This is a genomic window from uncultured Pelagibacterium sp. (assembly GCF_963972885.1).
GTDB classification, from domain to species: domain Bacteria; phylum Pseudomonadota; class Alphaproteobacteria; order Rhizobiales; family Devosiaceae; genus Pelagibacterium; species Pelagibacterium nitratireducens.
In genome coordinates this window covers 1-10,861 of sequence record NZ_CAXAXY010000097.1, presented here as the reverse complement: position 1 = coordinate 10,861, position 10,861 = coordinate 1, and the positions used below count along the sequence as shown (strand labels likewise).

The 10,861-nt window shown below is 61.6% G+C and carries 10 protein-coding genes; 3 read left to right on the top strand and 7 right to left on the bottom strand.

What is annotated here, in order from left to right; translation table 11 throughout:
* Position 1 precedes the first annotated feature (1 nt).
* Complete coding sequence (gene purD / locus AACZ55_RS13440) at positions 2–1,207, top strand: phosphoribosylamine--glycine ligase (protein ID WP_339646883.1); 1,206 nt, start codon at positions 2–4, stop codon at positions 1,205–1,207.
* Positions 1,208–1,272: 65 nt separating this feature from the next.
* The gene (locus AACZ55_RS13435; protein WP_338607593.1) at positions 1,273–2,136 is read left to right on the top strand and encodes a patatin-like phospholipase family protein; all 864 of its coding nucleotides are present in this window, start codon (positions 1,273–1,275) and stop codon (positions 2,134–2,136) included.
* Here the strand turns inward: AACZ55_RS13435 and AACZ55_RS13430 are convergent.
* On the bottom strand, positions 2,108–2,557 hold the full coding sequence (locus tag AACZ55_RS13430) for a nucleoside deaminase (protein ID WP_339646881.1): 450 nt from the start codon (positions 2,555–2,557) through the stop codon (positions 2,108–2,110). The two genes, AACZ55_RS13435 and AACZ55_RS13430, sit on opposite strands and share 29 nt — an antisense overlap.
* 74 nt (positions 2,558–2,631) lie before the next feature.
* Here AACZ55_RS13430 and mutL point away from each other — a divergent pair, with 74 nt between their 5' ends.
* On the top strand, positions 2,632–4,452 hold the full coding sequence (gene mutL / locus AACZ55_RS13425) for a DNA mismatch repair endonuclease MutL (protein WP_339646878.1): 1,821 nt from the start codon (positions 2,632–2,634) through the stop codon (positions 4,450–4,452).
* 22 nt (positions 4,453–4,474) lie between these two features.
* Here mutL and AACZ55_RS13420 read toward each other — a convergent pair whose 3' ends face one another.
* The 6 genes from AACZ55_RS13420 to ileS all read right to left on the bottom strand — a co-directional run.
* On the bottom strand, positions 4,475–4,603 hold the full coding sequence (locus tag AACZ55_RS13420; RefSeq protein WP_339646875.1) for a hypothetical protein: 129 nt from the start codon (positions 4,601–4,603) through the stop codon (positions 4,475–4,477).
* Positions 4,604–4,743: 140 nt separating this feature from the next.
* Complete coding sequence (gene rsmD, locus AACZ55_RS13415) at positions 4,744–5,298, bottom strand: 16S rRNA (guanine(966)-N(2))-methyltransferase RsmD (protein ID WP_339646872.1); 555 nt, start codon at positions 5,296–5,298, stop codon at positions 4,744–4,746.
* Positions 5,299–5,302: 4 nt separating this feature from the next.
* Positions 5,303–6,898, bottom strand: a complete 1,596-nt coding sequence (locus AACZ55_RS13410) for a pseudouridine synthase (protein WP_339646870.1) — start codon at positions 6,896–6,898, stop codon at positions 5,303–5,305.
* 87 nt (positions 6,899–6,985) lie between these two features.
* Positions 6,986–7,552, bottom strand: coding sequence for a hypothetical protein (locus tag AACZ55_RS13405; protein WP_338607599.1), 567 nt, complete (start codon positions 7,550–7,552; stop codon positions 6,986–6,988).
* Positions 7,553–7,676: 124 nt separating this feature from the next.
* On the bottom strand, positions 7,677–8,147 hold the full coding sequence (lspA, locus tag AACZ55_RS13400) for a signal peptidase II (protein ID WP_339646868.1): 471 nt from the start codon (positions 8,145–8,147) through the stop codon (positions 7,677–7,679).
* 8 nt (positions 8,148–8,155) lie between these two features.
* On the bottom strand, positions 8,156–10,861 hold a 2,706-nt coding region (gene ileS / locus AACZ55_RS13395; RefSeq protein WP_339646865.1), incomplete at its 5' end, for an isoleucine--tRNA ligase.

Below are 10,861 nucleotides of genomic sequence, written 5' to 3'. Positions count from 1 at the left end.
GATCGCGCAGTCGCCTATGGTCGAGGCCCTGTTTGTCGCGCCGGGCAATGGCGGCACCCAGACCATTGCTGAAAATGTCGCTCTCGATGTGGCCAATCACGCGGCTGTTGTCGATTTTTCGTTGCGCGAGCAAATCGACCTTGTGGTGGTGGGCCCCGAAGTACCGCTGGTCGCGGGAATTTCGGACGATCTGCGCGCAGCCGGAATTGCCGTTTTCGGCCCGTCCAAGATCGCCGCCCAACTCGAAGGCTCCAAGGCCTTTACCAAGGCGTTGTGCGATGAAATGGGCATTCCCACGGCGGCGTATGGGAAATTCGACACGCTCGAACCCGCGCTTGCCTATCTGGATCAGCACGGCGCTCCAATCGTTATCAAGGCCGATGGGCTGGCTGCCGGAAAGGGCGTTACGGTGGCCGAGACGTTGGAACAGGCGCGAGAGGCAGTGCGCGACTGCTTTTCCGGCGCATTCGGTACGGCAGGCGCTGAAGTGGTGATCGAAGAGTGTCTGGTCGGCGAAGAGGCGAGTCTTTTTGCCATTTGCGATGGCGAGCACACTATCCTTTTGCCGGCCGCGCAGGATCACAAGCGCGCATTCGATGAAGACAAGGGCCCCAATACGGGCGGCATGGGCGCCTACGCCCCGGCTCCGGTGATGACCGATGCGTTGATCGAACGCGCCTATCGCGAGATTATTGCTCCGGCCATCAAGGGCATGGCGGCGCGCGGAACGCCGTTTTCCGGGGTTCTGTTCACCGGGTTAATGATCACCAAGGATGGCCCCAGGCTCATTGAATTCAACACGCGGTTCGGCGATCCCGAAACGCAGGTGTTGATGATGCTGCTCGAGAGTGATCTGCTCGATATTCTCCAGGCCACCGCAAATGGCACGCTCGACAATGTCTCGCCGCGCTGGAAGCGGGACGTCGCATTGACGGTGGTCCTCGCGGCCAACGGATATCCGGGCGCCTACGAGAAAAATACCGTCATAAAGAATGCCGACGGGTTGGATAGCGACACCGTTCAGGTCTTTCATGCAGGAACGGTACGAGACGGAGATGCCCTACTTGCCAATGGCGGACGAGTGCTCAATGTCACGGCGACTGGCGAGAGTGTGAACGAAGCGCGTAAGCGCGCCTATGCAGCACTCGGAGCCATTGACTGGCCGGACGGGTTTTGTCGCCGCGACATCGGATGGCGCGCGCTTTAGAAGCAATCTCTTCTCAATACGATATGGCTAGACTAGGCTGAGGGAAGAACCGGAGGGCCCGTACCATGGGGACGATAAGGGATCCCAGAATCGGGATTGCGCTGGGGGGCGGAGCGGCCCGCGGACTGGCCCATATTCCCTTTATCGAAGCGATGGACGAACTTGGGCTCGTTCCGCACCGTATCGCCGGCACATCGATCGGCGCGCTGATCGGCTCGGGCTGGGCGGCCGGGCTCAAGGGCCACGAAATCCGCGAGCTATCGTATGAAATGCTGGGCACGATGAACGGGCTGTTCGGGCGCCTTCTCTCGACCCAGGTCCGTTCGATGGCCAAGATTTTTCGTGAAGGCATCTCGATTCAACTCGATCCGGTACAGGTGGTCGACACATTCACGCCTGACGATATGCCGGAAACATTTCAGGGGCTCAAGATTCCGTTTACCTGCGTTGCGACCGATTTCCGGTCCTGGCACCAGGTTGCCTTTCATGAGGGCGCGCTGAGGCCGGCGGTAGCGGCATCGCTTGCCGTTCCGAGCCTTTATCGGCCCGTCAGCTATCACAAAACGGTTCTTGTCGACGGCGGCGTGGTCAATCCGCTGCCCCTCGATCATGCGGCGGCAGGCACCGACATTCTGGTCGGAATCGACGTCAATGGCGATCCGCACGTATGGCCGGACGGTTATATTCCGACAATGATCGATATCGGGTTCGGGTCAGCCCAGATCATGATGCATCAATTGATTGCAAACATGATCGCGGCCTATCCGCCGGACCTTTATTTTCGGCCGCACCACGTCAATATCGGCGCACACGAATATTGGCGCGTACGGGAAATCATTGAGGCCGGCGAGGCCGAGAAGGATCGCTTCAAGCGGGCGATCACAGCAAAGATCGAGGGGTTCATCGCCGCTCAGCGAAGAATTTCCTGAGCATCTCGGCAGCCCGGCTGGCGGCGACGCCACCGATAACCTCTGGTGAATGGTGACAGGTGGGCTGGTCGAAAAACCGGACGCCATTGTCGACCGCGCCGCCCTTGGGATCTTCCGCAGCGTAGTAAATCCGCCGCAATTTAACATGGGCGATAGCGCCGGCGCACATGGTGCACGGTTCCAATGTTACATAGAGGTCGCAATCGGCTAGACGCCCCGTGCCGTCGGCGCCGAGCGCCGCACGGATGGCGTTGAACTCGGCATGGGCTGTCGGATCTGCGCTCTCCCGCATTGTGTTGCGGCCCGTGGCCAACACTTGACCACCGCGCATGATGACAGCACCGACCGGCACTTCGCCGGCAGCGGCGGCCTCGGCGGCAAGCGCCAATGCAATTTCCATGGGATTGTCGGGCTTGGTCATGGTCTGGCGCTCATATCAGCTTTGGCGCTTGTTGTCCGCCCCGTTAGACTGGCCACAAAGGAGAATCAGCACATATGGCCATCCGCCAGCTTCCAGACGATCTGGTCAACAAGATTGCCGCCGGCGAAGTCGTCGAGCGGCCGGCCAGTGTGGTCAAGGAACTGGTCGAAAATGCACTCGACGCGGGAGCAAAACGCATCGCCATTACCACTGCGGCGGGCGGAAAGAGCCTGATCCGCATTGAAGATGACGGGCACGGCATGGACGAAGCCGACCTCGTGCTGTCGGTCGAGCGGCATGCGACATCGAAACTCAAGGGTGACGGGCTCGACGATATCCGAACGCTGGGGTTCCGGGGCGAGGCTTTGGCTTCTATCGGGTCGGTATCCGATCTTTCGATAGCTTCGCGGACAGAAAACGCCGAAACGGGGCTCAAGATCTCGCTCAAGCGCGGCGTCAAGTCCGGTCCGGTGCCGCATCCGATCAATCGCGGCACCATCGTCGAGGTCAAGAACCTCTTTGCCGACATTCCTGCGCGGCTGAAATTCCTCAAGACCGACAGGGCGGAGACCGGCGCGATAACCGACGTCATCAAGCGCCTCGCCATGGCACATCGTGGGGTGCATTTCGTCTTATCGGGCACCGACCGACAGCCGATCAACTGGCCCGCGCAGACCGGAGAAAACGCCGTCCACGCCAGGCTGGCGCAGATCATCGGGGCGGATTTTCCCGAGAACGCGCAGCAGATCGGATTTTCGCGCGGCGGGATTGTGGTCGGTGGGTTGGCAGGATTGCCGACCTATTCGCGCGCAAACACACTCAATCAGTTCTACTTTGTCAACGGACGCTCGGTGCGCGACAAGGTACTGCTCGGGGCGGTGCGGGCGGCCTATGCCGATTTTCTGCACCGCGACCGGTTTCCGGTCATCGCACTGTTCGTTGCCATCGATCCTGGTGAGGTCGATGTCAACGTCCACCCGACCAAAGCCGAGTTGCGGTTTCGCGATCAGGGCGCGGTACGGGGCTCTGTTATCCGGGCCATTGGCGAAGCGCTGACGGCAGCGGGCTTTCGTGCGTCGTCAAGCGTGTCGGATTCGGCTCTGGCCAGTTTTCGAGCTCCGGCACCGCAAGACAGGACCGAACCGGCGAGCAGCTTTGCCGAGCCGGCCGGCCCTTCAGTGGGCTACAGGGCGCCCTCGCCCCTGCTGGGACAGCAGAGCAACTTTTCACCAGGCCTGGCCGCGGAGATCCGCAAATTCGATGCCCCCAGCGCCCGGCACGAGACAATGGAAGCACCGACGGCAGAGCAGCAGGACTTCCCTCTCGGTGTCGCACGGGCACAGGTCTTTGAGAATTACATCGTTGCCCAGAATGGCGACGCTCTGGTGCTGATCGATCAACACGCAGCCCATGAGCGGCTGGTCTATGAACGGTTTCGCACCCAATTGCGCAACGGGCCCGTCGCCAGCCAGCGGCAGTTGATCCCGGTGGTAATCGACCTTCCGGAAGAAGATTGCGGGCGGCTCGAGGATGCCGCGCCAGTGCTCGAAAAGCTCGGGCTTTATCTTGAACGGTTCGGAGCGGGAGCCGTAGCGATCAACGAAACCCCTGCCCTTTTGGGCCAAAGCGACATTGAGGGCCTCGTGCGCGATCTTGCCGATGGACTGGCTGAGTGGGACAATGTGGCCGTACTCGAAGAACGTATGGACGCGATCATCGCTCGGATGGCCTGCCACGGATCAGTCCGCTCGGGACGACGTTTACGGGCGGACGAAATGAATGCGTTGCTGCGCGAAATGGAAGCTACGCCCCATTCGGGCCAGTGCATCCACGGGCGCCCCACCTATATCGAACTCAAGAAGGGCGATCTGGAGCGCCTGTTCGGACGGCGATAGTCCCCGCCGACCTCAACGCCACTCAGACCGAGCGGCTATTGGTGCTTTGGGACCGGGCGTCGACCTCGGCCTGCGCGGAGATCAGCAGTCCAGCAGTGGCCGCGGCCACCGTGACCAAAGCGCCAATAATGCTCAGGATGACGAGTGCCATTTGTTTGCCTCCAGATTGCGTGATGCAGACCCAACCCGCGTCGCGTGTCAGCGGTTCCTGAAAAAAGGCCGGGGGCGGCAAATTTGTGGCTGGTGTGTGGCAATGAACACTTCCCCTGCCCTCTTCCCCATCTGCCGGCGTCAGGTGACATCAAGAAAGGTGATGGCCGTCTCGGCATATTCTCGGCGATCGATGATTTGCGTACCGGAGGGAGCCTCAATGGCGATATCCTTGCGCTCCTCAAGTACGACAAGGGCTTCAGGTGCTATCCAGCCGCCGGAAAGCGCGCTTACGAGCGCTCTTTCGCCAAGTCCCCTGCCGTATGGCGGGTCAAGGAACACAAGGTCGGAAGGCCTGATCCGTTCGGCCGGGCCAAGATCGGTGGCGTCGCGTTTGAGGAGCTTTGTCTGGCCGCCAACGCCAAAATGCTCAATGTGTCCGCGAATCAAGCCGCGGGCCTCAATGCCAGTATCGATGAAGACGCAGTGCGCAGCGCCGCGCGACAGCGCTTCAAAGCCCAGCGCTCCCGTGCCGGCGAAAAGGTCGAGGACATAGAGCCCCTCAAGTTGAGGGCCGATGCGGCTTCCGAGTATCGAGAACACGGCTTCGCGCACACGGTCCGAAGTGGGACGAATATCGTCCGACTTCGGAGCTTCGAGCTGCTTGCCGCGGAATTTTCCGGCGACGATTCGCATCTAGCTATTTGTCCTCGTCCGGGCGCGGCCGGCGGGGGCGATCAGGCCGGTTGCCTGTCGATGGCCTGGCACCCGGGCGCGGAGGGCGTGGGCCGGACGGCCTGTCGGCTCCAGCTTCGCGGCGCGGACCCTTGGCGAAAGACTTCCCACCGGGCCGGGTCTGACCACCAGGGCCTTTGGATACCGGACGATCGGAACCTGCGCCTTCGCGCCGGGGTCCTTTGGAAAAGGGCCGGTCTGCGCCAGTGCCCTCCCGACGTGGCCCTTTGGCGAACGGACGGTCGCCGCCTGCTCCATCGCGGCGTGGCCCTTTGGAAAACGATCGATCACCACCCGCTCCTTCGCGACGCGGACCGTTTGAGAAGGGGCGCTCTCCGCCACCTTCCTTCCGGGGTCCCTTGTTAAACGGGCGGTCGCCTCCGGCCGATTCCCGGCGCGGCGGGCGATCGGCATCCTTGCGGAAAGGGCGGTCACCGCCACTTCCGGCATCGCGGGGGCCTTTGGCGAACGACTTGCCGCCGGGACGCTGAGGACGATCACCAAAGGATTTTTCTCCCCTGTCGAATCGCTTTCCACCAGCGTCATCGCGTCGGGGCCTGTCGCCGAAGCCGCCCTCGTTGCGCTTGCCCTTGCGGTCTCCGCCGGACGGAACAAAGCTCTGGGAGGGACGACCGTCGTCAAAGTGTACGGTGCGGGGCGCTTCCTCGCGCCGCTCGGGGCGCTTGAAATCGGGACGTTTACGCAGGCCGCCGAAGCGGTCGCGCTCGGTGGGCTGGCTTTCGCGCTGGGGGGAGCGGCGGCGCGGCTGATTGGGCTCCTCGGCTATGGGCGAGTCAAAATCGGCTCCCGCACTTTCGGCCAGCCGCTTGCCCAGCTGATCCTGGAGAATGCGCGTCTTGACCTTTTCGACCGAGCCGGTCGGCAGATCACCAAGCTGGAACGGGCCATAGGAGAGGCGGATCAGCCGGTTGACCTCAAGCCCGAGGGCGCCGAGGACGTTGCGAACCTCACGGTTCTTGCCCTCGCGCAGGCTCATCGTGATCCAGACATTGGATCCACTGGTGCTGTCGAGCGCTGCTTCGATGGGTCCGTAGTCGACGCCTTCGACTGTCGTGCCGTTGGCAAGAGTGTCGAGCTGTTCCTGAGTCACAGAGCCGAAGGCACGGACGCGGTAGCGTCGCACCCAGCCGGTTGCTGGCAATTCGAGCGTGCGCTTGAGGCCGCCGTCATTGGTCAGCAGCAATAGGCCCTCGGTGTTATAATCGAGCCGTCCGACGGTCAGCACGCGCGGCAGGCCGAGCTTTTCGAACTCGGAAAAGACCGTCGCGCGGCCCTCGGGATCCTTTTCGGTGACCATGAGGCCGGCGGGCTTGTGGTACAGCCAAAGCTGAGTTGCCTGCTTGCGAGCCAAAGGCTTTCCATCGACGGCGATCGTATCGCTTTCGACGACATTGAAGGCGGGGGTCTTGACCGGGCTACCGTTGACCGCAATGCGGCCGGCGGTGATCCAGGCTTCGGCATCGCGGCGCGAACAGACTCCTGCGCGGGCGATGACCTTGGCGAGGCGTTCGCCGGAGGGGGGTGGGGCTTTATCGCTCATTGGAGCGTCTTCTTTCGATCTGGAGCTATAAAGACAAAGCGAGGCCAATGGCCCCGCCTTGAGCATTTTTTGGTACTGCGCGCGAAATCAGCGTGAGGCTGCGGCGCGCACATCGGGCGGACAGCGGGGATCGGACAGGGTGACAAGGTCACCATTGGCCGCCTCGCATATAAGTTGCTGGCCCGCCACTGTCTGGAAATACTGCTCGGGCGGCAGATAGATGTTGCGCTCGGTCAAGCCCTGGGCATTGCGATAGGCCGCCATGCGCGCAGCGAGCTGGCGGGCTTCGGGTTCGGTCAGCGGTCGGCCCGAGGTGGCGCCCGATGACAGCACGCGTCCAGTCCGCAGCGCCTCAAGATCGGCGGTGGTCAGGCCGGTGGTGTCGATGGTCACAGCGCCCGAATCCTCGGGAATGACTGCTGTCGACTGGCTGGGAGGCGGTGGCGTTGCGCCCGAGGCCGGGAGCACAAGCGGGCTGCGCTCACCCGAAACCATCGGTTTTTCCTCACGCGGCACGATACCCACGCCCTGCAGCGTCGAGCGCATCACTTCGCGCTCAAACGTCAGCGGATCGGTGAGCGCATTGGTGCCCTCAACGGTGGTGCAGGCCGCGAGCGCCGAGGCTGCTGCAACAGCGAGAAATGTCAGACGCAACAGGCGCTTAGTCCTGTTCCTACTCGTTACAACCGTACCCATAGACGCCTCGACCACCCTGATGATCCCTTATTTTCGTGGGGTTATAGCCCATTGGCGGGCGTAAGGCCAGAATTTGGCCGATTTACGATTTCGATTCCGGTTCGGGCCGGGGGCGGAGGACGTCGATGATGAGAGCGATGACGCCTGTGGTAATGGCCATGTCCGCGATGTTGAAAATATAGGGGAAAAAGCTCAGCGAGAAAAAATCGGCGACAGCGCCGTAAACCACGCGATCAATGGCGTTGGAGAGGGCGCCGCCGATGGCGAGGGCGATGCCGATGCGGGTGAGAAGGGAATCCTCCTTGACCCACCACCAGGCCAGCGCGACCACGGCCAAGCCCATGATAAGCAACAACATTTCCGGGGTCATGCCGCCCATGAGACCGTAGGAAATGCCGGTGTTCCAGACGAGCGTGTAGTCGAAAAATGGCGCCACTTCAATGACTTCGCCGCCTGTCCAGCCGGCCATATCGACCTGAAAATACTTGTGCAGGCGGTCGAAAATCAGGACGTCCAGGCCGAGGAAAAAGCTCCACAGGACCGATGGTTTCATCAAGAAATTCATACGCTTAACCCTGCAGCCGCCCGCTCGCGCATGGCCTGGGCGTCGCGGGGGGTCAGATCGGGGTATTCGGGGTCCGAACCGACCTCTGGCGAGACCTTCCATGAGCGGGCGCAACGGGTTCCCTCTGCTCTCGCGAAGGCCACCTGGACCCCCGGAACCTCGTCCAAACTAAAGAATTGTTGGCTCGAAAATGCATGGAGTTGAGTGGAAATTGCCGACACAATGCACAATTCGGCGAGATCGTGAGTTTCGACCGCTTTGGCGAGTTCGGGATCGGTGATGGCGACGATGGGGGCGGCCTCGAGCGAGGAGCCGATCACCTTGTTCTTACGCTCGATTTCGAGCGCTCCAGTCACCACCCGACGCACGGCACGGATCTTTGCCCATCTGGCCGCCAGCGCGTCATCGCGCCATTCGGAGGGCACTTCGGGGAAAGTGCGGGCGTGGACCGAGGAGGCGTCGCCCGGGTTCCGCTCGAGCCAGACTTCTTCCATGGTAAAGACCAGCACTGGGGCCAGCCATGCGGTGAGGCATGAATAGAGCTGGTCGAGGACGGTCAGGGCTGCCTTGCGCTTTTCCGATGAGATCGGATCGCAATAGAGCGCGTCCTTGCGGATGTCGAAATAGAACGCCGAGAGTTCGAGGTTCATGAAATTGGCGATGGTGTTGACCACGCGCTTGTAGTCATAGGCCTTGTAGCCGGCGCGGACCTCGCCATCGAGCACGGCGAGGCGGTGCAGGATGAGTTTTTCGAGCTCGGGCATGTCGGCATAGGCCACCGCTTCCTCGGGCTTGTAATGGGCAAGGTTACCCAGAAGCCAGCGGAAGGAATTACGCATCTTGCGATACATCTCGACGGTGTTGGCGAGGATCTCATCGCCAATGCGGTGATCTTCGGCGTAATCGATGGTCGCGGCCCAAAGGCGCAGGATGTCGGCGCCGAACTTCTTGATGATGTCCTGGGGGGCAATGGTGTTGCCCACGGACTTGCTCATCTTGAAGCCCTTGCTGTCCATGGTGAAGCCATGGGTCAGGACAGATTCATAGGGGGCAAAGCCGTTGGTGACGCAGCTTTCGAGCAGCGAGGAATGGAACCAGCCGCGATGCTGGTCGGAGCCTTCGAGATACATGGAAGCGGGAAATTTCAGGTCCGGCCATTTTTCCCGGTTGCGCAGAACGAAGGCATGGGTCGAGCCCGAGTCAAACCAGACGTCGAGAATGTCGGTGACCTTGGTCCAGTTTTCCAGGTCTGCGACATCATTGCCGAGGAAGCGCTGTTTGGCGTCTTCGGCAAACCAGGCGTCGGCGCCCTCGGCGTTGAAGGCGGCGATGATGCGGGCGTTGACGGCATCGTTTTTGAGGATTTCGCCGGTGTCAGAATTGACGAAAACGGTGATCGGCACACCCCAGGCGCGCTGGCGCGAAAGCACCCAATCGGGGCGATCGGCGATCATCGAGCGCAGGCGGTTCTGGCCGGCGGCGGGAACGAACTTTGTGGCGTCGATGGCAGAAAGGGCGCGGGTGCGCAGGGTGTCGTCCGCTCCCTTGCCAAGGTCCTTGTCCATATAGACGAACCATTGGGGGGTGTTGCGGAAGATGATGGGTTTTTTCGAGCGCCATGAATGGGGGTACTGGTGCTTGAGCCGACCGCGCGCGAAGAGATTGTTTGCGGCGATGAGGGCGGTGATGACGCGCTGATTGGCGTCGCCCTTCTTGCCTTTGTCGTCAATGACGCGTGCGGGACCGCCTTCGGCGTCGGCGTCGGGGCCGAAGCCGGGGGCGTCTTTGGTGTAAAAACCGGCGTCGTCGACGGTGAAGGGGATCGTCGTGTCGATGCCCTTTGCGGCGATGGCGCGGCCCTCGGCCATCCAGATTTCAAAGTCGTCAGCACCGTGGCCGGGAGCGGTGTGAACAAAGCCGGTGCCGGCATCGTCGGTGACGTGATCGCCATCGAGCATGGGCACGAGGAAGTCGTAGCCGCCACCGAAACCGCGCAACGGATGGTGCAGGGTCATGGCGCCAAGCTCATCCGCGGTGACGTCGGCCAGGCGTTTGAAGGTGAGTTTTGCCTTTGTCGCGCTTTCTTCGGCGAGGTTGTCGGCAAAGATCAGCTTTTCGCCGGGCTGGGGGCCGAAGTCGTTCTCGGCGGACTCCACTTCATAAAGGCCGTAAGCGATCCGTGAGGAATAGGAGACGGCGCGATTGCCAGGGATGGTCCACGGGGTCGTGGTCCATATGACGACAGATGCTTGCTTTAGGCGGGCCACTTGCGCTTCGCCATGTTCGGTTGGAAGCACTCCGCGAAGATATGGCGAGTTGTGGCCATTGAACACAACATCAAGGTCAATATCGGCCACCGGAAACTTCACCCAGATCGCGTCGCTCTCATAATCCTGATATTCGATCTCGGCTTCGGCAAGCGCGGTGCGTTCGACGACCGACCACATGACGGGTTTGGAGCCGCGATAGAGCTGGCCGGAGGCGGCGACTTTCATCAGTTCGGAGGCGATGGTGGCTTCGGCGTCGAAGCTCATGGTGAGATAGGGGTTGGCCCAATCGCCATTGATGCCGAGGCGCTTGAATTCTTCGCGCTGGACGTCGACCCAGTGCTCGGCAAAAGTGCGGCATTCGGCGCGGAACTCGTTGACCGGCACTTCGTCCTTGTTGAGGCCCTTGGCGCGGTACTGTTCCTCGATCTTCCA

What these genes read in the sequence shown, in the direction of transcription:
- AACZ55_RS13435 (WP_338607593.1), top strand. Translation starts at nt 1,273, where the DNA reads ATGGGGACGATAAGGGATCCCAGAATCGGGATTGCGCTGGGGGGCGGA.
- AACZ55_RS13430 (WP_339646881.1), bottom strand. Translation starts at nt 2,557, where the DNA reads ATGACCAAGCCCGACAATCCCATGGAAATTGCATTGGCGCTTGCCGCC.
- mutL (WP_339646878.1), top strand. Translation starts at nt 2,632, where the DNA reads ATGGCCATCCGCCAGCTTCCAGACGATCTGGTCAACAAGATTGCCGCC.
- AACZ55_RS13420 (WP_339646875.1), bottom strand. Translation starts at nt 4,603, where the DNA reads ATGGCACTCGTCATCCTGAGCATTATTGGCGCTTTGGTCACGGTGGCC.
- rsmD (WP_339646872.1), bottom strand. Translation starts at nt 5,298, where the DNA reads ATGCGAATCGTCGCCGGAAAATTCCGCGGCAAGCAGCTCGAAGCTCCG.
- AACZ55_RS13410 (WP_339646870.1), bottom strand. Translation starts at nt 6,898, where the DNA reads ATGAGCGATAAAGCCCCACCCCCCTCCGGCGAACGCCTCGCCAAGGTC.
- lspA (WP_339646868.1), bottom strand. Translation starts at nt 8,147, where the DNA reads ATGAAACCATCGGTCCTGTGGAGCTTTTTCCTCGGCCTGGACGTCCTG.